General features: G+C 49.1%; 24 protein-coding genes and 1 pseudogene. 22 read left to right on the top strand and 3 right to left on the bottom strand.

The genetic code is table 11. The features are described 5' to 3' along the window. Positions 1 to 42: 42 nt before the first annotated feature. Positions 43 to 1875 carry a DNA helicase RecQ gene (gene recQ, locus Q4A84_RS09435; RefSeq protein ID WP_303088678.1) on the bottom strand — a complete coding sequence of 611 codons (1833 nt, stop codon included), beginning with the start codon at positions 1873 to 1875 and terminating at the stop codon, positions 43 to 45. A gap of 62 nt (positions 1876 to 1937) precedes the next feature. On the opposite strand from recQ, the gene Q4A84_RS09430 reads away from it, so the two are divergent. The 10 genes from Q4A84_RS09430 (at position 1938) to Q4A84_RS09385 (ending at position 10448) form a co-directional block, all read left to right on the top strand. Then, positions 1938 to 2375, top strand: coding sequence for a surface-adhesin E family protein (locus tag Q4A84_RS09430; protein WP_303088677.1), 438 nt, complete (start codon positions 1938 to 1940; stop codon positions 2373 to 2375). Positions 2376 to 2409: 34 nt separating this feature from the next. Further along, complete coding sequence (locus tag Q4A84_RS09425) at positions 2410 to 2823, top strand: hypothetical protein (protein ID WP_303088676.1); 414 nt, start codon at positions 2410 to 2412, stop codon at positions 2821 to 2823. 117 nt (positions 2824 to 2940) lie between these two features. Continuing rightward, positions 2941 to 3624, top strand: a complete 684-nt coding sequence (locus tag Q4A84_RS09420; RefSeq protein ID WP_303088675.1) for a 2,3-diphosphoglycerate-dependent phosphoglycerate mutase — start codon at positions 2941 to 2943, stop codon at positions 3622 to 3624. A gap of 70 nt (positions 3625 to 3694) precedes the next feature. Further along, entirely contained in the window at positions 3695 to 4366 is a 672-nt protein-coding gene (locus Q4A84_RS09415; protein WP_303088674.1) for a pyrimidine 5'-nucleotidase, read from the top strand. Positions 4367 to 4448: 82 nt separating this feature from the next. After that, on the top strand, positions 4449 to 4703 hold the full coding sequence (locus Q4A84_RS09410; protein WP_303088673.1) for a spore cortex protein: 255 nt from the start codon (positions 4449 to 4451) through the stop codon (positions 4701 to 4703). A gap of 96 nt (positions 4704 to 4799) precedes the next feature. Beyond that, the gene (glmU, locus tag Q4A84_RS09405; protein ID WP_303088672.1) at positions 4800 to 6176 is read left to right on the top strand and encodes a bifunctional UDP-N-acetylglucosamine diphosphorylase/glucosamine-1-phosphate N-acetyltransferase GlmU; all 1377 of its coding nucleotides are present in this window, start codon (positions 4800 to 4802) and stop codon (positions 6174 to 6176) included. Positions 6177 to 6310: 134 nt separating this feature from the next. Beyond that, positions 6311 to 8149: a glutamine--fructose-6-phosphate transaminase (isomerizing) gene (gene glmS, locus Q4A84_RS09400; protein ID WP_303088671.1), complete on the top strand. Its 1839-nt coding sequence runs from the start codon at positions 6311 to 6313 to the stop codon at positions 8147 to 8149. A gap of 70 nt (positions 8150 to 8219) precedes the next feature. Further along, entirely contained in the window at positions 8220 to 8612 is a 393-nt protein-coding gene (locus Q4A84_RS09395) for a thiol-disulfide oxidoreductase DCC family protein (RefSeq protein WP_303088670.1), read from the top strand. Between the two features lie 32 nt (positions 8613 to 8644). Then, positions 8645 to 9469: a CPBP family intramembrane glutamic endopeptidase gene (locus Q4A84_RS09390; protein WP_303088669.1), complete on the top strand. Its 825-nt coding sequence runs from the start codon at positions 8645 to 8647 to the stop codon at positions 9467 to 9469. 226 nt (positions 9470 to 9695) lie between these two features. Further along, the gene (locus Q4A84_RS09385; RefSeq protein WP_303088668.1) at positions 9696 to 10448 is read left to right on the top strand and encodes an alpha/beta fold hydrolase; all 753 of its coding nucleotides are present in this window, start codon (positions 9696 to 9698) and stop codon (positions 10446 to 10448) included. Between the two features lie 72 nt (positions 10449 to 10520). Here Q4A84_RS09385 and Q4A84_RS09380 read toward each other — a convergent pair whose 3' ends face one another. Then, positions 10521 to 11492: a TerC family protein gene (locus Q4A84_RS09380; protein WP_303088667.1), complete on the bottom strand. Its 972-nt coding sequence runs from the start codon at positions 11490 to 11492 to the stop codon at positions 10521 to 10523. A gap of 115 nt (positions 11493 to 11607) precedes the next feature. Continuing rightward, positions 11608 to 12054, bottom strand: coding sequence for a CopD family copper resistance protein (locus Q4A84_RS09375; RefSeq protein ID WP_303088666.1), 447 nt, complete (start codon positions 12052 to 12054; stop codon positions 11608 to 11610). 132 nt (positions 12055 to 12186) lie between these two features. Between Q4A84_RS09375 and Q4A84_RS09370 the strand changes: the two genes are divergently transcribed. The 12 genes and pseudogenes from Q4A84_RS09370 to Q4A84_RS09315 all read left to right on the top strand — a co-directional run. Continuing rightward, on the top strand, positions 12187 to 12393 hold the full coding sequence (locus Q4A84_RS09370) for a glycine zipper 2TM domain-containing protein (protein WP_303088665.1): 207 nt from the start codon (positions 12187 to 12189) through the stop codon (positions 12391 to 12393). 251 nt (positions 12394 to 12644) lie between these two features. Next, on the top strand, positions 12645 to 13016 hold the full coding sequence (gene rpsL / locus Q4A84_RS09365; RefSeq protein WP_303088664.1) for a 30S ribosomal protein S12: 372 nt from the start codon (positions 12645 to 12647) through the stop codon (positions 13014 to 13016). 106 nt (positions 13017 to 13122) lie between these two features. After that, complete coding sequence (rpsG, locus tag Q4A84_RS09360; protein ID WP_303088663.1) at positions 13123 to 13593, top strand: 30S ribosomal protein S7; 471 nt, start codon at positions 13123 to 13125, stop codon at positions 13591 to 13593. Between the two features lie 24 nt (positions 13594 to 13617). Then, on the top strand, positions 13618 to 15723 hold the full coding sequence (gene fusA / locus Q4A84_RS09355) for an elongation factor G (protein ID WP_303088662.1): 2106 nt from the start codon (positions 13618 to 13620) through the stop codon (positions 15721 to 15723). Positions 15724 to 15802: 79 nt separating this feature from the next. After that, positions 15803 to 16987, top strand: coding sequence for an elongation factor Tu (gene tuf, locus Q4A84_RS09350; RefSeq protein WP_303088192.1), 1185 nt, complete (start codon positions 15803 to 15805; stop codon positions 16985 to 16987). An 18-nt stretch (positions 16988 to 17005) separates the two neighbouring features. Then, positions 17006 to 17317, top strand: a complete 312-nt coding sequence (gene rpsJ / locus Q4A84_RS09345; RefSeq protein ID WP_002642322.1) for a 30S ribosomal protein S10 — start codon at positions 17006 to 17008, stop codon at positions 17315 to 17317. A gap of 332 nt (positions 17318 to 17649) precedes the next feature. Continuing rightward, complete coding sequence (locus Q4A84_RS09340; protein ID WP_303088661.1) at positions 17650 to 18339, top strand: aspartate/glutamate racemase family protein; 690 nt, start codon at positions 17650 to 17652, stop codon at positions 18337 to 18339. Between the two features lie 13 nt (positions 18340 to 18352). Next, complete coding sequence (locus tag Q4A84_RS09335; RefSeq protein ID WP_303088706.1) at positions 18353 to 18898, top strand: DNA-3-methyladenine glycosylase I; 546 nt, start codon at positions 18353 to 18355, stop codon at positions 18896 to 18898. A 451-nt stretch (positions 18899 to 19349) separates the two neighbouring features. Further along, positions 19350 to 19814 (top strand): hypothetical protein, encoded by a 465-nt coding sequence (locus tag Q4A84_RS09330; protein ID WP_303088660.1) that lies wholly within the window; start codon positions 19350 to 19352, stop codon positions 19812 to 19814. Between the two features lie 198 nt (positions 19815 to 20012). Then, positions 20013 to 20594 carry a hypothetical protein gene (locus Q4A84_RS09325; protein WP_303088659.1) on the top strand — a complete coding sequence of 194 codons (582 nt, stop codon included), beginning with the start codon at positions 20013 to 20015 and terminating at the stop codon, positions 20592 to 20594. 122 nt (positions 20595 to 20716) lie between these two features. After that, a complete protein-coding gene (locus Q4A84_RS09320) occupies positions 20717 to 21406 on the top strand; it encodes a hypothetical protein (protein WP_303088658.1) in 690 nt (229 codons plus the stop codon). Continuing rightward, positions 21403 to 21667: pseudogene (locus Q4A84_RS09315) on the top strand (lipase); the annotation flags it as partial. The gene Q4A84_RS09320 and the pseudogene Q4A84_RS09315, both read left to right, overlap by 4 nt.

The following is a 21667-nucleotide window of genomic DNA, read 5'->3' as shown; positions in this document are numbered from 1 at the left end:
GGCATTAGACTATTTTACTTGTGCCAAAATACTGGAATAGTTTTAAAACACATCGCCGCCGTCATCCGGTTGTTGTGAAAAGCGGGTGCATAGGGCGAGTATGTCGTGGCCGAATTTTTCGATTTTTGCTTCGCCCATGCCGTAGATTTCGTGCAGGTCGGCTTCGGTTTGCGGTAGGTTTTGCACGATGCTTTGCAGAGTGCGGTCGCCGAAGATGATGTAGGCGGGTACGTTTTCGGCTTTGGCCTGCTCCAGCCGCCAGCTGCGTAATTGCTGCCAGATGCGCTCTTCGCGCTCGGTGCGCAGCCATTGTGTTTGCGGGCCTGATGCGGTGGGTTTGGGGCGTTTGAGCGGGCGCAGCCGAACGGTTTGTTTGCCGGTTAGTATGACTTTGGCTGCGGGTGTGAGGCGCAGGGCTTGGTGATTGGTGGTGTCGGTGTCGAGCAGGCCGAGGCCGAGGCATTGGCGGGTAACGGCGCGCCAGTCTTTATCGGATTGTTCGGCGCCGATGCCGAAGGTAGAGAGTTTGTCGTGGCCGTTTTGTTTTATCCAGTCTTCGTCTTTGCCGCGCAATACGTTGATAACGTAGCCTGCGGCGAAGCGTTGGCCGACTCGGTAAACACAGCTGAGCAGCTTCTGCACCAATACCGTGCCGTCGAAGCGCTCGGGCGGATTGAGGCAGTTGTCGCAGTTGCCGCACGGGCCGCTTGCTTCGCCGAAGTGGCGCAGAAGGAGTACGCGGCGGCATTCGGCGGTTTCGCATACAGCGAACATGGCGTTGAGTTTGGCTAGTTCGATTTGTTTTTGAAATTCGCCGGCGCCGCTTTCTTGGATGCGTTCTTTAAGCAGCATTAGGTTGTTCATGCCGTAGCAAAGCCAGCTGGTGGCGGGCAGGCCGTCGCGCCCGGCGCGGCCGCTTTCTTGGTAGAAGTGTTCGATACTTTGCGGCATGTCGAGATGGGCGACGAAGCGTACGTCGGGTTTGTCGATGCCCATGCCGAAGGCTACGGTGGCGACGACGATGATGTTGTCTTCCTGTGTGAAGCGGCGCTGGTTTTGCGTGCGCTGCACCATGCTCAGGCCGGCATGGTAGGGAATGGCGTTCAGGCCGTGGCTGCTTAAAAATAAGGCGGTATCTTCCACGCTTTTGCGGCTCAGGCAGTAAACGATGCCGCTTTCGTTTTGCATGTCTTTGCGGATGAAGTCGAGCAGTTGTTTTTTGCCGTTGTTTTTTTCGACCACTTGGTAACGGATGTTCGGGCGGTCGAAGCTGGCGATGAATTCGGGAGCGTTTTCCAAATGGAGATAGTGCTTGATGTCGGCACGGGTTTCGGCATCTGCGGTGGCGGTGAGGGCGATGCGCGGCACTTCGGGATAGCGCGTGGCAAGCAGGCCGAGCTGCTGGTATTCGGGGCGGAAATCGTGCCCCCATTGGCTGACGCAGTGGGCTTCGTCGATGGCAAACAGGCTGACGCGTGTGTTGTCGAGAAAGCGCAGAAAGCGTTCGCTGACTAGGCGTTCGGGAGAAACGTATAAAAGTTTGAGATCGCCTGCGGCGATGTCTTCGGCGATTTGGCGCACTTCATCGGCCGGCGTGCCGCTGTGTACGCTGGCCGAATGCACACCGGCCACGCGCAGGTTGGCAACTTGATCGTTCATCAAGGCAATCAGCGGCGATACGACGACGGCCACGCCTTCCCGCATCAGAGCGGGAATCTGATAACAGAGCGATTTGCCGCCGCCAGTCGGCATCAGCACCAACAGGCTTTCTCCGCCGGCAAGCGTGTCGACGATTTCGGCCTGCCGTCCGCGAAAATCGGGATAGCCGAATACATCGTGCAAAATTCGCCGTGCATCGTCGCGCTGCTTGGTCATCTGAAGAATTCCGTTATAATAAGGCCGATATTTTAATGAATGCCTGTCTGAAAGGAAAGTTTATGAACCCAAGCAAGGCTTTGCGTTTTGTCGCGCCGCTTGTTTTACTCGGCGTACTTTCTGCCTGCGTCAGCGGCCCGCAAGTAGAAGGGAGCTGGCAGAGCATAGGCGAGAGCAGCGAAGGCAACATCCGCAATTATATTGATAAAAGCAGCATCAAACGCACCGGCAATTTGGTTTCTTTCCGAGATAAAAAAACGGTAGTCAACCAATCGCAAGAGCGTTATGTGAACACGCCCCGCTATAAAACCGCCATCGGCACATGGGAAATCGACTGCGCACGCAAAACCTACCGATTGAGCGCGTTGACCTTGCTGGATAAAGACGGTAAAGAATTGCTGAAGCAAAACTATACTTCGGTTAACGTGCGCCCGATGGCGGTGGCCGCCAGCGGCTCGATTGTTGAGAAGCAATACCAAACCGTTTGCGCCGGTAAATAATGCCTGCCTGAAAAGAATAAAGGATTAAACAAACATGAAGCCTCTTTTGATTGCCGCATTGGCGGTTGCCTTGTCGGCTTGCTCTTATATTCATCCGTCTTCCGGTCAGTCGGCCAATGCGCTGCCGGCCAATCTGCCGCCCTCCGCTACGGCGAAAGTAACGGCCGGTTCGAGTGCCGCCGGCGACGAACTGCTCAGCGCGCAAGCGGCCTACCGTGAAGCCGTTCGCCAGCAAAACCGCAGCGACGGCAACATCACCAGTCTGCAAAACCGTTTGCGCGATGCCGAGCGGCGCAAACAGGAAGCCGATGCCGACATTAGCCGCCTACGTACCGAGCTGCAACAAGCCAGCGAAGCCAAAACCGGCACCGATAGCGCCACACAAGCCGCCAGCCAACGTTTAAACGCCGCCTGGGCGGCCGCCCGACAGGCCGGTCTGGTACAATAAGCACATCATAAATGCCTGTCTGAAAAGCAGTTGCCCGTTTTCAGACAGGCATCACACCCACAACAAGAAAACCCGCATCATCCCCTTTTAATCCCCCGCTTTATGGAGAATCACAATATGGAACTCGTATTTATCCGCCACGGACTAAGCGAATGGAACGCCAAAAACCTGTTTACCGGCTGGCGCGACGTCAAACTTTCCGAGCAAGGCATGGCCGAAGCCGCCGAAGCCGGTAGAAAACTGAAAGAACAAGGCTATTTGTTTGACATCGCCTTTACCTCTGTATTAACCCGCGCCATCAAAACCTGCAACATCGTACTTGAAGAAAGCGATCAATTATGGGTGCCGCAAGTGAAAAGCTGGCGTTTGAACGAGCGCCACTACGGCCAGCTGCAAGGTCTGGACAAAAAACAAACCGCCGAAAAATACGGCGACGAGCAAGTGCACATCTGGCGCCGCAGCTACGATACCCTGCCGCCGCTGCTTGATCCGAAAGACGAATTTTCCGCTCATAACGACCGCCGCTATGCCCATCTGCCCAGCGACGTCGTGCCCGACGGCGAAAATCTGAAAGTTACCTTAGAGCGCGTGCTGCCTTTCTGGGAAGACCAAATCGCCCCCGCCATTTTGAGCGGCAAACGCGTATTGGTGGCCGCCCACGGCAACTCTTTGCGTGCATTGGCCAAGCACATTGAAGGCATTTCCGATGATGACATCATGGCCTTGGAAATTCCCACCGGCCAGCCGTTGGTCTACAAATTGGACGACAACCTGAAAGTTATTGAAAAATTCTATTTGTAAACCGCCTTTCGTAAAGAATGCCTGTCTGAAAACGTTTCAGACAGGCATTCAAGTATGATGCCCTAAGCGAATGAACCATCCCGCCCCACCAACCGCCCCTGTTTGGCTGTTCGACCTCGACAACACCCTGCATCATGCCGATGCGGGAATTTTTAAGCTGATTAATGGTCATATGACCGCCTATTTAGCGCGGAAATTGCAGTTGCCTGAAAAAGCCGCATCCCATCTGCGGCAGGATTATTGGCACCGCTACGGCGCCACGCTGGCCGGTTTGCAGAAGCATCATCCTGAAATCAACGTGCAAGAATTTTTGCAGCAAAGCCACCCATTGCCCGAATTGTTGGCCGCGCTGGTGCCGATGCCGCACACGGCCGCTACGCTGGCCGGCCTGAAAGGGCGCAAAGCCGTTTTTTCCAACGGCCCTTCGTTTTATGTTGCGGCTTTAATCGAACGAATGGCGCTTTCCGATTATTTCGAAGCTTTGTTGGGTACCGACGATTTCGGCCTGTTGTATAAGCCCTCCGACCAAGCATATTTAACCGTTTGTCGTTTGTTGGGTGCCGCTCTGGCCGACTGTATTATGATAGACGATAGTGCAGACAACCTGCACGCAGCCAAAAAGCTGGGTATGACAACGCTTTGGTTCGGCCAAGACAGCCATAATCTGCCCTTCGTTGATGCAGCCATACCCGACATGGCTGCTTTAGCTGCTTGGGCGGAAGCGGTCGGGTTGTATTGTTAAACTGCTTGATTGTGCTGTTGAGATACAGTTAAATTCGTTAAAATTTCGCTCATCAATTTATCTCAAGAAAAAAGGAATCCTCATGCGCCATATAAACTGCCTATTGCTTGTCCTTGCCTTGGCCGGCTGCTCTTGGGAAACCTATCAGCGTGAAGACGGCAGCACCTCTTTGCGTCAAAAATACCCGCAAGGTACTCGAGTGTATTACGAAGACGGCACTTATTCTCATAATATGCGCAACAACGAATTCCGCCCCGAGCAACACGCCATCAAGCCGCAAAGCACCGGCAACGAAGAAGCTCAAGGTACGCATTGGGAAAAACCGGTAAAAAAATAAACACAGAAAAACAATCACTCATAACACGGCCGGCAAATCCGACATGGCCGCCGTTTAGCTAAAAATTCCTCATAATCGATTTTAAGTAAAAGCCCTATGGATAAAAACAACCTGCACATAGTCATTCTCGCCGCCGGTAAAGGCACCCGCATGTATTCGAAGCAGCCTAAGGTGTTGCATGAAATCGGCGGGCAGCCTATGGTCGAGCGCGTTATCGATACCGCTGCGGCGCTCAAGCCACAAAGCATTGCCGTGGTGATCGGTCATGGCAAAGATCAAGTTTTGGCACGCGTGAAACGCGATGTGGTTTGGGTGGAGCAAACCGAACAGTTAGGCACCGGACATGCCGTAAAAGTTGCCTTGCCGCATCTGCCTGCCGAAGGGCGAACCTTGGTGCTTTACGGTGATGTGCCGCTGATTGATGCCGCCACGCTGCAAGCGCTATTGGAAGCGGCGGGTAATGAAGTCGGATTGCTGACCGATGTGTTGGAGAACCCGACAGGCTACGGCCGGATTATTCGCGAAAACGGCAACGTGGTTGCCATCGTGGAGGAAAAAGACGCGGATGCGGCGCAAAAAGCCGTTAAAGAAATCAATACCGGCATTTTGGTGCTGCCCAACGCCAAACTGGCCGGCTGGCTGGATGCGCTGCAAAGCAACAATGCGCAAGGCGAATATTACCTTACCGACTTAATCGGACTGGCCAACCGCGACGGCATCGCCGTGCATCCGGTGCAGGTTTCCGCATCGCATCTGGCTGCCGGCGTCAACAATAAAGTTCAGCTGGCCGAGCTGGAGCGGATTTTCCAAAACGATCAGGCTCAAAGCCTTTTAACTGCGGGTGTAACCTTGCGCGATCCTGCGCGTTTTGATTTGCGCGGCAGCCTCAAGCACGGACAAGATGTGGTGATTGACGTAAACGTGATTATCGAAGGCGAAGTGGAGCTGGGTGACGATGTAGAGTTGGGTGCCAACTGCGTGATTCGGAACGCTAAAATCGCTTCGGGCGCTAAAATCGCGCCGTTTTCCCATCTGGAAAATTGCGAAGTGGGCGCTGATTCCCGCATCGGCCCGTTTGCCCGTTTGCGCCCTAATGCCAAACTGGGCGAAGGTGTGCACATCGGCAATTTCGTTGAAGTGAAAAATACCGTGATGGGCAATGGCAGCAAAGCCAACCACCTTACTTATCTGGGCGATGCTGAAATCGGCAGCCGCAGCAACATTGGTGCCGGCACCATTACTTGTAATTACGATGGCGTCAATAAGCATAAAACCTATATCGGCGACGAAGTGTTTATCGGCTCAGGCAGCATGATTGTTGCGCCGGTTAAGATAGAAAACAGAGCCACCACTGGTGCCGGCAGCGTGATTACCAAAAACTGCCCCGAAGATACGCTGGTGCTTGCCCGAGCCCGTCAAACCGTTATCGAGGGCTGGATAAGACCGAAAAAAGAAGATAAAGAACAACGCTAATTCAGTTTTCAGACAGGCATGATGCTGATGCCTGTCTGAAAACGTTGCAATGCCTCAAATAACCCCCCGTTCACATTAAGCCGAACCCGCTGCCGAGCAGGCGACGGAAGAGGATTTCAAAGAAGGATAAAAATATGTGTGGTATCGTCGGCGCCATCCGCGCCAATCAAAATGTAGTCGATTTCCTGACCGACGGTCTCAAGCGCTTGGAATACCGTGGTTATGATTCTTCCGGTATTGCCGTGCAAACCGGCAACGAGATTACCCGTGTGCGCCGTGTCGGTCGCGTGCAGCTGATGGAAGACGCCGCGAAAGAAGAAGGCGTGAACGGACATATCGGTATCGGCCACACACGCTGGGCAACCCACGGCGGCGTAACCGAGCCGAACGCCCACCCGCATATTTCCGGCGGCCTGATTGCCGTTGTGCACAACGGCATCATCGAAAACTTCGAAGAAGAACGCAAACGTTTGCAGCAATTGGGTTATACCTTCGATTCGCAAACCGATACCGAAGTGATTGCCCACAGCGTGCACAATGAATACACCCATAACGGCCATGATTTGTTTGCCGCCGTACAAGCGGCCTGCGCGCGTTTTCACGGCGCCTATGCCATTAGCGTGATTGCCAACGACCAGCCCGAAAACATGGTGGTGGCTCGTATGGGCTGCCCGTTGCTGCTGGCTTTCGGCGATAAAGAAACATTTATTGCTTCCGATGTTTCCGCTGTGATTGCCTTTACCCGCAACATCGCTTATCTGGAAGACGGCGACATCGCATGGCTGACCGCCGACGGCATTCGCAAACTGCTGGATAAAGACGGCAAAGAAGCCAAACGTGAAGTAAAAGTATCCGAACTGTCGCTGGCTTCATTGGAGCTTGGTCCTTACAGCCACTTTATGCAAAAAGAAATCCACGAGCAGCCTAAAGCCGTATCCGATACTGCCGAAGTCTTCTTGGACGGCGGTTTCGAACCGGAAAATTTCGGCCCGAATGCCGCTCAGGTTTTGAATGAAATCGAAAGCATCAAAATCCTTGCTTGCGGTACATCCTACTATTCTGCGCTGACCGCCAAATACTGGCTGGAAGGCATTGCCAAAGTGCCGACCGATGTGGAAATCGCCAGCGAATACCGTTATCGCGATGTTATTGCCAATCCCAAACAACTGATTATCACCATTTCCCAATCGGGCGAAACGCTGGATACGATGGAAGCGCTGAAATACGCTCAATCGCTGGGGCATAAACACAGCCTGTCGATTTGTAACGTGATGGAATCCGCTTTGCCGCGCGAGAGCGAATTGGTCTTGTATACGCGCGCCGGTGCAGAAATCGGCGTGGCTTCCACCAAAGCCTTTACGACTCAGTTGGTTGTTTTGTTCGGTCTTGCGGTAACGCTGGGTAAAATGCGCGGTTTCGTTAGCGAGGAACAAGCTCGCGAATACACCGAAGAATTGCGTCAGTTGCCGGGCAGCATTCAGCATGTGTTGAATCTGGAGCCGCAAATTGCCGCTTGGGCACAAAAATTTGCTCAGAAAAACAGCGCGTTGTTCTTAGGTCGTGGTATTCACTACCCGATTGCGCTTGAAGGTGCGTTGAAATTAAAAGAAATTACCTATATTCACGCCGAAGCTTACCCTGCCGGTGAATTGAAACACGGCCCGCTGGCGTTGGTTGATGAAAATATGCCGGTTGTGGTGATTGCGCCGAAAGACCAGCTCTTGGATAAAGTGAAAGCCAATATGCAGGAAGTAGGCGCGCGCGGCGGCGAACTTTTTGTGTTTACCGATTTAGACAGCCACTTTGAAGAAAGCGACGGCGTGCACATTATCCGTACACCGCGCCACGTCGGCGCACTTTCGCCGATTGTCCATACCGTGCCGGTTCAGCTTTTGTCATACCATGCCGCTCTGGCGCGAGGTACCGACGTCGACAAACCGCGCAACTTGGCTAAATCGGTCACAGTGGAGTAGGCGGAGCTTTGTTTTTCTGAAAAACCTTCGAGGTGTTATATTGATGCCTTGAAGTGTTTGTTGGAGAGATATGATGTCTTATCGCATTTTTTACGATGCCGATTGCCCTATTTGCCAACGTGAAATGTCGTTGCTGAGCACATCGAACGATAAAGCCAATCTGCTTATTCTGCCTGTGCAGGGTAATGAATATATGTTGGCAAAATATGGTATTGAGCGAGAGGCGGCATTGACGCTTATTCATCTGATTACGCCGGATGATGTGGTTGTTAGCGGAATGCCTGCCTTGCGCTTGGTTTATGCACAATGCAATCGTCCGTTAACGCGCTTCTGGAACCTGCCCGGCATTCGGCAATTTAGCGACTGGGGTTACCCGTATTTTGCCCGTTATCGCTATTATGTTCCCCGCTGGTTGTTGCCTCGGGCGAAATGTTCGAATGGCACTTGCTATAAGAAGCGTTAAGGGACTGAGGTTTAAAATGCGAGGCTCCATCTATGAATGACCGTTACCGTCCGTTTCTTTTCTTTAGCATTGCTTTGCTTGTGCCTTGGTTGTTGTGGTTTGCTGCGGCAGGAATTAGCCGTTCGCCGCAGCAAGAAGCGTATCAGGGTTTGCAGGGCATGCTGGGACTTATCGGCTTGTTGGCACCGGCGTTAACCGCGGCGGTGCTGTTTTTTCGGGCGCCTGTATTGGCCGCAGATTTGCGGACGAGATTGTTTCGGTTGGGCGGCTTTCCGCGTCGTTATCTGTGGCTTGCCGTGTTTTTGTTGCCGGTGTCGTTGATTGTAGCGCAACTGATTTCCATCTGCTTTGGGCATAGCTGGGCGCAATTTACTGTGTCGGGGCATCCGTCGTTTCGCTCGGCGTTGTTTTCGCCTTGGTTTATGCTGATGTTTGCGCCCGTAGCGGAGGAGCTGGCGTGGCACAGTTATGGTACCGACAGCCTCAATAAGCGTTTCAGCTTGTTTACCACGTCTATGATTTTTGCCGTCTATTGGGCTTTCTGGCATTTCCCGCTGTTTTTTATCAAAGGATATTATCAAAGTGAAGTGGCGGTGCAAGGTTGGCTATATACCCTTAATTTTGTGGTCAGTTTGCTGATATTCGTGTTGTTGATGAATTGGTTGTACGTTAAAAGCGGCCGAAGCGTGATGGTAGCCATATTATTCCATTTGTGCGGCAATGTGGGGAATGAAGTGTTTGCCACTCATCCCGACAGCAAAGTCATTCAAACTGTTTTGTTGACGGTGCTGGTCTTGTGGGTGCTGTATAAAGAGAAGGCGGTGTTTTTCCTTCAGCGCAAGGAGAACGAGGCATAAATGCCTGTCTGAAAAGTAGTTTGGAAAACAGAATCCGCCCGACGGTTTTTGCGCCGTCGGGCGGATTCTGTTTTGCCGGGTTGATTTAAATCATTGGCTGGATATAAAGGTTTGCTTTGTTGTAGTTTGATGTAATAAAATTCGATTCGTCTGAAAGACGTCGAATTTTCAGACAGGCTTAAACTTGCTTTATTAAGCAGCTAACCTTCGTGGTTAGGGGAACCACATGCAATCGAATTATCTCAACCATCTTGATGCTAAATTACATTATCAAACAGGCGGAACAGCCAACAAACCGGTATTGGTGCTGCTGCACGGCGGTTTGGGTTCTATCGCAGATTTCGATGCGGTTTTACCGCAACTGCAGCCTCAATTTCGTTTGATTGCCATTGATACGCGCGGGCACGGACGTTCTACTCTGGGCAGCGCCAAATTGACTTACCAACAGTTTGCTGATGACGTGCTGCATATTCTCGGCCATGAAGGTATCGAGCAATTCAGCCTGTTCGGTTTCGGCGACGGCGGTATTTGCGCCTACCGTATCGGTGCCATATGCGGCGGCGTGGATAAAATCATCACGCTAGGCGCGCATTGGCATGCTGACAATCTCAGCAGAATCCGCCCGCTTTACAATCAGCTGGACGAACATGCTATTTATACCTATATGCCGGAAGCGGTGGCTTTTTATCGAGAGAACAATCCTCGTCCCAATGTGGCTTTGTTGACCGAGCATCTGAAAACCATGTGGCTGGATAACGGCGATAGCGGTTATCCGAACAACAGCGTTCGGTCTGTTAAGGCTTCCATTTTGGCCATGCGCGGTGAAACCGATTTTCTGCTGGGCTGGGAAGATATGGCTTCGCTGAAAAGCCTGGTGCAGGCCATCCATTTGGCGAACATCCCGTTTGCCGGCCATGAGGCCGTTAAAGAGCAGCCGGAAATGGTTTTAGCGGCGATTAAAGCGTTTTGGGCTTTCTAAAAGAAGACCTGCCGAGCAAACATAATGCCTGTCTGAAAAGGTTTCAGACAGGCATTATGTCGGGTAAGGCTTTTAGGTTTGCTTACGGTTGTACAAGAGGGAAATCAAGATAGATACGCCCAGTGCGCCGAACACAACGGCCAACGAGGCGCCTACGGGAATGTGTACCCATTTGACAATCAGCATTTTGATGCCGATAAAACTCAAAACAAAAGCCAAGCCGTAATTGAGGAAAATAAAACGGTCTGCAATATCGGCCAGCAGAAAATACATGGCGCGCAAGCCGAGAATGGCAAAGATATTGGAAGTCAGCACGATAAACGGGTCGGTGGTGACGGCGAAAATAGCAGGAATGCTGTCTACCGCAAACACAACGTCGGAGAGCTCGACCATAATCAAAACCAATAACAGCGGCGTAGCAACGCGTTTGGCATTTTCTACGATGAAAAATTTCTCACCGTTTAGATTGGAGCTGACGCGGATATGCTTTTGCAGCCAAATCAGCATTTTATTTTGTGATAAATCCTCTTCTTCGTCATCACCGCCGTGTTTCAGCATTTTCAAGCCGGTATAAAGCAAGAATGCGCCAAAAATATACAATACCCAAGAAAACTCGCGCACCAAAACCGCGCCGATAAACACCATAGCCGCCCGTAGTACGATGGCGCCGAATACACCGTAAAGCAAAACCCGATGCTGGTATTGCGAAGGCACTTTGAAATAGCTGAAAATCATCAGGAAAACGAAAAGGTTGTCTACCGCCAACGATTTTTCCAACACATAACCGGTAAAAAATTCCATCACCTTTTGCGCCGCCACCGCCTGCCCGATGGCCTGATTGTGCGCCAGTTCCCAATAAAGCCAGCCGGCGAACCCGCAGGAAACCGCAATCCAGATGATGGTCCAAGTCAGCGCCTCTTTCGCGCTCACTTTATGCGAGCCAGCTTTCTTAAGCGAGAGCATGTCAACGGCGATCATGATCAAAACGGCGATAAAAAACACACCGTAAAATAGCGGTGTGCCGACGGATATTTGATTGGGCATAAGCTGCATTCCTTTTTAAACTAAGCGCATCCGAAATGACCGATTGTATCAGAAGTGTAAGAACAAAAAAGGAAAATCGAAAGGAAAGCCTGTCTGAAATGTTCAGACAGGCTTTCTACCATGTAAGGTAAAACATCGTTTTGGCCAACAAAACAATCAATATCATATGGCACAGCACAGCCTTATGGATGTATTTAGACCAAGCCACGGTCAAAGTGTTACTGCGCATTTTGCGCACGGCAATAATAAAATGCCCCAATACGCTCAGAGCGAGTAAAACTTTTAAAACCAGCTGCATTGAAAACGCCGAACCAAAAGGATGAGCAAAAGCGGAGAGATAACGGTGTGCCATAGCCAAACCGGAAAGAAACAATCCGATAACGATAAACGGCATAACCCGTGTCGCTCTGCGCGATATGGCTTTTTCAACTTCCCTGCGCGATTCGCGAGAAACCTGCTTGGTATGGATGACGCTCAGTACCAAGGTTTCGAAAAGCACGCCGCCGACAAACGCAATCGCGCAAAATAAATGAACAATATGGGCAATGGCATAGACTGACATAACATAATCCTGTAAAACTTTAACGCGTGCAACGTGTCTTATCAACCACGCAGCCCGAATATGTAAGGGTGCGCCAATATTATATGACAGTTTGAATGATTAATCGTTTATTATGGATTAAGGAGTTAAACCATGAGAATCGCCGTAACCAAAGTAATCGTTTTAGCCGCAACCGCAGCTTTGCTCAGCGCCTGCCAAGGTCTCAGCACCTCTCAGCGTAATACAGCTGCCGGCGCGGTTGTTGGCGGAGTGGCGGGCAATTTGATCGGTAAAGATACCGGCTCAACATTGGGTGGAGCCGCATTAGGTGGCGTTATCGGTAGTCAGATTAACAAATAAAGGGCTTGTTTGCCGTTTTAACATTGCCCCTCTGAATTGAAATACCATAATGCCTGTCTGAATTTTTCAGACAGGCATTATTTTTGCTTGTCTCGTATCTGTTGCTTTCAAATTGCATTTTTCAAACAAAATATCCCAACCGCAGTAAAAGGCGTTTCATCCCCCGTTGACTAAATGCTTGTAATGCCGCTATAATTCCGCTCTTGTCGGCATGGTGCCGGCAAGTATTTAACTCAACAGGACGAGAAAATATGCCAACTATTAACCAATTGGTACGCAAAGGCCGTAAAAAGCCCGTGTACATCAATAAAGTGCCTGCGCTTGAAGCATGCCCGCAAAAACGCGGCGTATGCACACGCGTATACACAACAACACCTAAAAAACCGAACTCTGCATTGCGTAAAGTATGTAAAGTTCGCCTGACCAACGGTTTCGAAGTGATTTCCTATATCGGCGGTGAAGGCCACAACCTGCAAGAACACAGCGTCGTATTGATTCGCGGCGGTCGTGTAAAAGACTTGCCGGGTGTGCGTTACCATACCGTTCGCGGCTCTTTGGATACCGCAGGTGTGAAAGATCGTAAACAAGCCCGTTCTAAATACGGTGCTAAACGCCCTAAATAATTTGAATCTGATGGCACGTCGGTTGCAATGAGCGCAGCCGAGTAAGTGAATATCCCGATGGGTATTCATGGGATTGCCCCAACTGAATAGAAATTAAGGAATTAAAATGCCAAGACGTAGAGAAGTCCCCAAGCGCGACGTATTGCCGGATCCGAAATTCGGCAGTGTTGAGCTGACTAAATTTATGAACGTATTGATGATTGACGGTAAAAAATCAGTTGCCGAGCGCATCGTTTATGGTGCACTTGAGCAAATCGAGAAAAAAACCGGCAAAGTTGCCATCGAAGTGTTCAACGAAGCCATTGCCAACGCCAAACCGGTCGTTGAAGTGAAAAGCCGCCGTGTGGGCGGTGCCAACTACCAAGTTCCTGTTGAGGTTCGCCCTTCACGTCGCTTGGCTTTGGCAATGCGCTGGGTACGCGATGCAGCCCGTAAGCGTGGTGAGAAATCTATGGACCTGCGCCTGGCAGGCGAGTTGATGGATGCGGCAGAAGGCCGTGGCGGCACGCTGAAAAAACGTGAAGAAGTGCACCGTATGGCGGAAGCTAACAAAGCATTCTCTCATTTCCGCTTCTAATCACCATTTAGAAAGGCGACCGACATGGCTCGTAAAACCCCTATCAGCCTTTACCGCAATATTGGTATTTCAGCCCATATTGACGCAGGCAAAACCACCACCACCGAACGCATTCTGTTCTATACCGGCTTGACCCACAAACTGGGTGAGGTGCACGACGGTGCGGCCACAACCGACTGGATGGAACAAGAGCAAGAGCGTGGTATTACCATTACCTCTGCTGCCGTAACCGCTTTCTGGAAAGGCATGGGCGGTCAGTTTAAAGAACACCGTTTCAACATCATCGACACTCCGGGACACGTAGACTTTACCGTTGAGGTAGAGCGTTCTATGCGTGTACTGGATGGTGCCGTGATGGTTTATTGCGCGGTGGGCGGCGTACAGCCTCAATCCGAAACCGTATGGCGTCAAGCTAACAAATACAACGTTCCGCGTTTGGCTTTCGTTAATAAAATGGACCGTCAAGGCGCCAACTTCTTCCGTGCCGTTGAACAGATGAAAACACGTTTGCGCGCGAACCCTGTGCCGATTGTAGTTCCTATCGGAGCGGAAGACGGCTTTGAAGGCGTAGTTGATCTGATCAAAATGAAAGCCATTATTTGGGACGAAGCCTCTCAAGGTATGAAGTTTGAATATGGCGATATTCCGGCTGATCTGGTAGATACTGCCGAAGAATGGCGTCAGAATATGATTGAGGCCGCAGCCGAAGCCACCGAAGAATTGATGGATAAATATCTTGGCGGCGAAGAGTTGACCGAAGAAGAAATCGTTGCCGCGTTGCGTCAACGTACTTTGTCTGGCGAAATCCAGCCGGTTTTATGCGGTTCAGCCTTTAAAAATAAAGGCGTGCAGCGTATGTTGGATGCAGTAGTGGAATTCTTGCCCGCTCCTACCGACATTCCTCCTGTACAAGGCAGCAATCCGAACAATGACGAACCCGAGAGCCGCGAAGCCAGTGACGATGCCAAATTCTCTGCTTTGGCATTTAAACTGATGAACGATAAATACGTGGGTCAGTTAACCTTTATTCGTGTTTACTCCGGCGTGGTTAAATCAGGCGATAGCGTTATCAACTCCGTTAAAGGAACCCGCGAGCGTATTGGCCGCTTGGTTCAGATGACTGCCAACGACCGTGATGAAATCGAAGAAGTTCGTGCCGGCGATATCGCTGCGGCTATCGGCCTGAAAGATGTGACTACTGGTGAGACTTTGTGTTCTGACGATGCGCCGATTATTCTGGAACGCATGGAGTTTCCGGAGCCGGTGATTCACGTTGCCGTTGAGCCGAAAACCAAAGCCGACCAAGAAAAAATGGGTATTGCCTTGAACCGTTTGGCTAAAGAAGACCCGTCTTTCCGCGTACGCACAGATGAAGAATCCGGACAAACCATTATTTCCGGTATGGGCGAATTGCACCTGGAAATCATCGTTGACCGTATGAAACGTGAATTTGGTGTCGAAGCTAATGTCGGTGCACCGCAAGTGGCTTATCGCGAAACGATTCGTAAAGAAGTGGAATCTGAAGCCAAGCACGTTAAACAATCCGGTGGTAAAGGCCAATACGGACACGTTGTCATCAAGATGGAACCGATGGAACCCGGTGGCGAAGGCTACGAGTTTATCGACGAAATCAAAGGCGGTGTGATTCCGCGTGAATTTATCCCGTCTTGCGACAAAGGTATCCGCGATACGCTGCCGAACGGTATTGTTGCCGGCTATCCTGTGGTAGACGTTCGCGTACGCCTGGTTTTTGGTTCTTACCATGACGTGGACTCTTCGCAAATCGCGTTTGAGTTGGCAGCATCGATGGCCTTTAAAGAAGGTATGAAAAAAGCCAGCCCTGTATTGCTGGAACCGATTATGGCTGTTGAAGTGGAAACCCCGGAAGACTACATGGGCGATGTTATGGGCGATTTAAACCGTCGCCGCGGCATCGTGCTGGGTATGGATGACGACGGTATCGGCGGTAAGAAAGTCCGTGCCGAGGTGCCGTTGGCCGAGATGTTCGGCTACTCAACCGACCTGCGTTCCGCAACCCAAGGTCGTGCAACATATTCAATGGAGTTTAAGAAATATGCCGAAGCTCCTGCACATGTTGCCGCACAAGTTACAGAAGCCCGCAAAGGCTAACCTGTTTGAAAAGGCTGTCTGAAAACTTTTGGCAGCCACCTTTTGATCTTTAATTGTTCTTTAATGAAGGAATTAGCTCATGGCTAAAGAGAAATTCGAACGTAGCAAACCGCACGTAAACGTTGGCACCATTGGTCACGTTGACCATGGTAAAACCACATTGACCGCTGCACTGACCACTATTTTGGCTGAAAAATTCGGCGGTCAGGCAAAAGGCTACGACCAAATCGACAATGCCCCGGAAGAAAAAGCCCGCGGTATTACCATCAACACTTCACACGTTGAATATGAAACCGAAACCCGCCACTACGCACACGTAGACTGCCCGGGTCACGCCGACTATGTTAAAAACATGATTACCGGTGCGGCCCAAATGGACGGCGCGATTCTGGTGGTATCTGCTGCCGACGGCCCGATGCCGCAAACCCGCGAACACATCCTGTTGGCTCGTCAGGTAGGCGTTCCCTATATCTTGGTATTCATGAACAAATGCGACATGGTTGATGATGCCGAGCTGTTGGAGCTGGTTGAGATGGAAATCCGCGACCTGCTGAGCAGCTACGACTTCCCGGGAGACGACTGCCCGATCGTTCAAGGTTCTGCTTTGAAAGCCTTGGAAGGTGATGCCGCTTACAAAGAAAAAATCTTTGAACTGGCTGCTGCATTGGATAGCTACATTCCGACACCTGAGCGTGCGGTAGACAAACCTTTCTTGTTGCCTATCGAAGACGTATTCTCTATTTCCGGTCGTGGTACTGTAGTAACCGGTCGTGTAGAGCGCGGTATCATCAATGTTGGTGACGAGATTGAAATCGTTGGCTTGAAAGCGACTCAGAAAACCACTTGTACCGGTGTGGAAATGTTCCGCAAACTGTTGGATCAAGGTCAAGCCGGTGATAACGTAGGTGTTCTGTTGCGTGGTACTAAACGTGAAGAGGTTGAACGCGGCCAAGTATTGGCTAAACCGGGTTCGATTACTCCTCATACCAAATTCAAAGCGGAAGTTTACGTTTTGAGCAAAGAAGAAGGTGGTCGTCATACTCCGTTCTTCGCCAACTACCGTCCGCAATTCTACTTCCGTACAACAGATGTTACCGGTGCGGTTACTCTGGAAGATGGTGTTGAAATGGTAATGCCTGGTGAGAACGTAACGATTACAGTAGAACTGATTGCTCCGATTGCGATGGAAGACGGTCTGCGCTTTGCGATTCGTGAAGGTGGTCGTACCGTAGGTGCCGGTGTGGTATCTTCTATCATCGCTTAATCGGAAGGATATTGATAAATGGCAAACCAAAAAATCCGTATCCGTCTGAAAGCTTATGATTACAGCTTGATTGACCGTTCTGCTCAGGAAATTGTTGAAACTGCTAAACGTACCGGTGCCGTGGTAAAAGGCCCGATTCCGTTGCCAACCAAAATCGAGCGTTTCAATATTCTGCGTTCTCCGCACGTGAATAAAACTTCACGCGAACAGTTGGAAATCCGCACCCATTTGCGTTTAATGGATATTGTGGATTGGACTGATAAAACAACTGATGCGTTGATGAAGCTTGACTTGCCTGCGGGCGTGGATGTGGAAATCAAAGTACAGTAATCAGATTTTATCTGGTGCAGAAATCCCCGATAACTTTCAAAGTTGTCGGGGATTTTAACGTTTTAGTTTTGTGTAGCGAATTTGGATAAATGTGTGAATCGCTTTTGCAAGCAGTTGAAGAAGAGCCTTCTTGATTATTATGACTGTTGAGTAGCAGGTAAAAGTGACAATTAAGTTGGCATCTGATTATTGTGATGATATGTGAAGAATGGCGGTTCCGTAGCTTGTATAGGATGCCCTTGCTGAATTTTTCAGACAGGCATAGGTAGGTTTTTTAAGGGGTTTCCATTATTATCATGGTTTCATTTTTAAAGAAACGGTTTGGAAGCATCATGAAAAGTTTAGGCATTATCGGCGGCATGAGCCCGGAAAGTACGGTTTCTTATTATCAAATGATTAACCGTGAGGTGAATCGTCGTTTGGGTGGCAATAGCAGTGCGGATATTTGGATGCACAGCGTGAATTTTGAAACGATTGCCGCTTTGCAGCGTGCGGGAGATTGGCAGAATGCGGGGAAGGTTTTGGCAGAAAGTGCGCGCCAATTAGAAAAAGTAGGGGCTCAGGCACTGGTGTTAACAACCAATACGATGCATAAAGTGGCGGATGCGATTGAACAATCGGTTAGCATTCCGTTGATTCATGTGGTGGATGTTACCGCTGAAGCGATCAAAGCGCAGCGGTTGGGCACGGTAGGGCTGCTGGGAACGCGTTTTACGATGAATGATGGCTTTTATACGGAGCGCATGCGGCGTTTGGGCGTGGCTACTTTGGTGCCGTCAGACGCGCAGCAAGCAGAAATCCATCGCGTGATTTTTGAGGAGCTTTGTTGCAATTGGTTTACCGATGAGGCGCGACAGGCTTATCTTGAAATCATGGCCGACTTGAAAGCTGCCGGTGCGCAGGGTGTGATTTTCGGTTGTACTGAAATCGGCTTGCTGCTCAAACCTGAAGATTGCCCGCTGCCGGTATTTGACAGTACTGCCATTCATGCAATGGCGGCGGTTGAGTTTGTTTTATCTTGAGGCCTGTCTGAAGATGAGCTATTGCGAATCGGTTAATGCGTTGCCGAATGATACGGATAATCCGAATAAACGTTATCACGATGATGCGTATGGTTTTCCCATTGAAGATGATAATGAGTTGTTCGGGCGGTTGCTGCTGGAAATCAATCAGGCGGGTTTGAATTGGACGATGATTTTAAACAAACAGGCGGCTTTTCGCTCGGCTTATGCAAACTTTGATATTGCTACGGTAGCGGCTTTTTCCGAAGCGGATCGGGCTCGTTTGTTGGCCGATGCGGGCATTGTGCGTAACCGTTTGAAAATCAACGCCGCGATTGAAAATGCACGCGAGATTCTGATTTTGCAGCAACAATACGGCTCGTTTAAAAATTGGCTGGACAAGCATCATCCGATGACATTGGCGCAATGGGTAAAGCTGTTTAAACGGCATTTCAGATTTGTCGGCGGCGAGATTGTGAACGAATTTTTGATGAGTACCGGTTATCTGGCAGGAGCGCATACGGCGGATTGCCCGATTTATGCGAAAGTATTGGCTTGCCGGCCGAAGTGGGCGGAATAGAGCGTCTTTATATGATGAATTAAGTTTGAAATAAGATAAGAATCTGTTTCCAGAAATCTTGCGCCGTAGCAATAGCAGCAGTATATCCAATGCATTTTTAATGTTGCTCTCAATCGTTCTATCGATTCTATTAATAATAAGACTACCGATAATCTAAAAATAAAATACTTTTCAAGAATTCTATTTTAAAATCAATCAGGCTGTCTGAAAGTCTCGAACAGCGTGATTATCCATTCGTAAAGAAAGAGCCTTTATGAAACCCTTTACTTCCCTTCTAACCGCAGTCTTATTGTCCGCCGCCAGCCTGAGCGCCTGTGGCGGGTCGGAGAACCGTATGAGCATTTAAGAGCAGACTGAAAAGCGTTTCCAACTCAATCCTCACCCTACAAAAGCCTACCGCATTAAAATCAAAATCAACGATGAGCCCGGACCTTTGAAGTTAATGGGGAATATGGATGTAGGCTACAAAGCTCAAAATTGCTCATATATTATTAACTCTTTAGAAGGGGCTTCAACAGAACCTTATAAGCGTATTCAAACTAAAATTCTTCAAATAGGAGAATTTAAGTATGAGACTATTGTTTATTTAGATGCAATGCAAGATGAAGACTATTTTGGAAAGGGTGTTTGTCATTGGAAGCCCGAAGGTTTCGGCTTCGCACTTAAAGCAACAGGCAAACCAGAAGAAACAGAATTCAATTTTGGGGATTTTTTAAATGAATTACAAGAGAGAAAAACACTAACCAAATATTATTGGAAAGGTGGTTATCCTTATTTTAAGAATGATGACGGTTCAAGATATAACGATGATGATGTAGTTTCTTATGGCGCTGATTCCCCAACCAAATATAGTACAGACAGGCAAGGGAATTTATTCAGCATGACTGTTACACTTGAGGAGATGAAACAATCATAACTACCAAACAACAAAATGCTCGCTTCGCATCAAAATTTATTTACCCAACGGATTGATAATCAGGCTGTCTGAAAGCCTCGAACAGCGTGATTATCCATTCGTAAAGAAAGAACCTTTATGAAACCCTTTACTTCCCTTCTAACCGCCGCCTTATTATCCGCCGCCAGCCTGAGCGCCTGCGGCGGATCGGAGAACCGTATGAGCATTCAAGAGCAGACTGAAAAGCGTTTCCAACTTAATCCGCACCCTACAAAAGCCTACCGCATTAAAATCAAAATCAACGATGCGCCCGGGCCTTTGAAGCTGATTGGCGATATGTATATAGGCTATACGGCTCAAAACTGTTCGTATGTCATTAATGAGTTTGAAGGTGCTTCAACCAATCCGCACAAAGACATTCCGAACAAAATTCGTCAAATTGGGCAAGATGAGTATGAGAGCATCATTTATTTTGATGCAATGCAGGATGAAGACTATTTCGGGAAAAGCGTCTGCAAATGGGAAGTTGAAAACTTCGGCACAGCCTTTAAAGCGACGGGTAAGCCTGAGGAAACAGCATTTAATGTCAGCGATGCAATGGAAAAACTGATAGAGAAAAAAACTCTAACTAAATATTATTGGAAAGGAGCATATCCTTATTACAAAAATAATGATGGTTCTATGAAAATAAGAATTGATGGTGTTGGAACAAATGAGTTTGGTGAAGCTTTGGATGATTATCGGCCTGAACAATATAAAGATTTATTTAAAATAACGGTCACACTTGAAAAGATGAAGTGATGACTACAAGACAACAAAATGCTCGCTTCGCATCAAAAAACCTATTTATCGAACGGATTGATAATCAGGCTGTCTGAAAGCCTCGAACAGCGTGATTATCCATTCGTAAAGAAAGAGCCTTTATGAAACCCTTTACTTCCCTTCTAACCGCAGCCTTATTATCCGCCGCCAGCCTGAGCGCCTGCGGCGGGTCGGAGAACCGTATGAGCATTCAAGAGCAGACTGAAAAGCGTTTCCAACTCAACCCGCACCCTACAAAAGCCTACCGCATTAAAATCAAAATCAACGATGCACCCGGGCCTTTGAAGCTGATTGGCGATATGTATGTAGGCTATACGGCTCAAAACTGTTCTTATGTCATTAATGAGCTTGAAGGTGCATCAACCAATCCGCACAAAGACATTCCGAACAAAATTCGTCAAATTGGGCAAGATGAGTATGAGAGCATCATTTATTTTGATGCAATGCAGGATGAAGACTATTTCGGGAAAGGCGTCTGCAAATGGGAAGTTGAAAACTTCGGCACTGCCTTTAAAGCGACGGGTAAGCCTGAAGAAACAACATTTAATGTCAGCGATGTAATGGAAAAGCTGATAGAGAAAAAAACACTGACCAAATATTATTGGAAGGCTCGCTATCCTTACTATAGAAATGAAGACGGTTCCATTGCCCTACAAAATGATGGAATCGAGGGGATGCCTAAAGGTGTAATTGGTTACGTTTATTTTGGTGCGGATTCTCTAAAAGGGTTTAATAAAGAACAGCTAAAAAATTTATTTAGTATATCGGTTACACTTGAGGAGATTAAATGATGAGCCACCCAAGTGCCCAACAGTCTGCGAATCTGGCGGCTGATGCTTATAACACACGCAAAGAAACCCCATTAAACCAAACTATTCCCATTGGTGGGCACAACTATAAAGTGCTTAAAGTTCATACCAACCCTAAAACAGGTTATTACGGCGCAGTCTATCAAGATGCCGAAACCAATGAGATTATCGTTGTCCATCGGGGAACCGAATCGCCTCTCAAAGACTGGAGAGATGCCCAAACTGACCTCAAGATGGTTACCG

Origin of the sequence: Neisseria sp. (genome assembly GCF_030527965.1) — a bacterium.
Taxonomy (GTDB): domain Bacteria; phylum Pseudomonadota; class Gammaproteobacteria; order Burkholderiales; family Neisseriaceae; genus Neisseria.
This window is presented reverse-complemented; position numbering and strand designations above follow the sequence as displayed.

What these genes read in the sequence shown, in the direction of transcription:
- tuf (WP_303088192.1), top strand. Translation starts at nt 15,803, where the DNA reads ATGGCTAAAGAGAAATTCGAACGTAGCAAACCGCACGTAAACGTTGGC.
- rpsG (WP_303088663.1), top strand. Translation starts at nt 13,123, where the DNA reads ATGCCAAGACGTAGAGAAGTCCCCAAGCGCGACGTATTGCCGGATCCG.
- glmS (WP_303088671.1), top strand. Translation starts at nt 6,311, where the DNA reads ATGTGTGGTATCGTCGGCGCCATCCGCGCCAATCAAAATGTAGTCGAT.
- Q4A84_RS09425 (WP_303088676.1), top strand. Translation starts at nt 2,410, where the DNA reads ATGAAGCCTCTTTTGATTGCCGCATTGGCGGTTGCCTTGTCGGCTTGC.
- Q4A84_RS09320 (WP_303088658.1), top strand. Translation starts at nt 20,717, where the DNA reads ATGAAACCCTTTACTTCCCTTCTAACCGCAGCCTTATTATCCGCCGCC.
- Q4A84_RS09340 (WP_303088661.1), top strand. Translation starts at nt 17,650, where the DNA reads ATGAAAAGTTTAGGCATTATCGGCGGCATGAGCCCGGAAAGTACGGTT.
- Q4A84_RS09335 (WP_303088706.1), top strand. Translation starts at nt 18,353, where the DNA reads ATGAGCTATTGCGAATCGGTTAATGCGTTGCCGAATGATACGGATAAT.
- Q4A84_RS09415 (WP_303088674.1), top strand. Translation starts at nt 3,695, where the DNA reads ATGAACCATCCCGCCCCACCAACCGCCCCTGTTTGGCTGTTCGACCTC.
- rpsL (WP_303088664.1), top strand. Translation starts at nt 12,645, where the DNA reads ATGCCAACTATTAACCAATTGGTACGCAAAGGCCGTAAAAAGCCCGTG.
- glmU (WP_303088672.1), top strand. Translation starts at nt 4,800, where the DNA reads ATGGATAAAAACAACCTGCACATAGTCATTCTCGCCGCCGGTAAAGGC.
- Q4A84_RS09395 (WP_303088670.1), top strand. Translation starts at nt 8,220, where the DNA reads ATGATGTCTTATCGCATTTTTTACGATGCCGATTGCCCTATTTGCCAA.
- Q4A84_RS09420 (WP_303088675.1), top strand. Translation starts at nt 2,941, where the DNA reads ATGGAACTCGTATTTATCCGCCACGGACTAAGCGAATGGAACGCCAAA.
- Q4A84_RS09410 (WP_303088673.1), top strand. Translation starts at nt 4,449, where the DNA reads ATGCGCCATATAAACTGCCTATTGCTTGTCCTTGCCTTGGCCGGCTGC.
- Q4A84_RS09380 (WP_303088667.1), bottom strand. Translation starts at nt 11,492, where the DNA reads ATGCCCAATCAAATATCCGTCGGCACACCGCTATTTTACGGTGTGTTT.
- Q4A84_RS09390 (WP_303088669.1), top strand. Translation starts at nt 8,645, where the DNA reads ATGAATGACCGTTACCGTCCGTTTCTTTTCTTTAGCATTGCTTTGCTT.
- Q4A84_RS09330 (WP_303088660.1), top strand. Translation starts at nt 19,350, where the DNA reads ATGGATGTAGGCTACAAAGCTCAAAATTGCTCATATATTATTAACTCT.
- Q4A84_RS09370 (WP_303088665.1), top strand. Translation starts at nt 12,187, where the DNA reads ATGAGAATCGCCGTAACCAAAGTAATCGTTTTAGCCGCAACCGCAGCT.
- Q4A84_RS09325 (WP_303088659.1), top strand. Translation starts at nt 20,013, where the DNA reads ATGAGCATTCAAGAGCAGACTGAAAAGCGTTTCCAACTTAATCCGCAC.
- Q4A84_RS09430 (WP_303088677.1), top strand. Translation starts at nt 1,938, where the DNA reads ATGAACCCAAGCAAGGCTTTGCGTTTTGTCGCGCCGCTTGTTTTACTC.
- fusA (WP_303088662.1), top strand. Translation starts at nt 13,618, where the DNA reads ATGGCTCGTAAAACCCCTATCAGCCTTTACCGCAATATTGGTATTTCA.
- recQ (WP_303088678.1), bottom strand. Translation starts at nt 1,875, where the DNA reads ATGACCAAGCAGCGCGACGATGCACGGCGAATTTTGCACGATGTATTC.
- Q4A84_RS09375 (WP_303088666.1), bottom strand. Translation starts at nt 12,054, where the DNA reads ATGTCAGTCTATGCCATTGCCCATATTGTTCATTTATTTTGCGCGATT.
- Q4A84_RS09385 (WP_303088668.1), top strand. Translation starts at nt 9,696, where the DNA reads ATGCAATCGAATTATCTCAACCATCTTGATGCTAAATTACATTATCAA.
- rpsJ (WP_002642322.1), top strand. Translation starts at nt 17,006, where the DNA reads ATGGCAAACCAAAAAATCCGTATCCGTCTGAAAGCTTATGATTACAGC.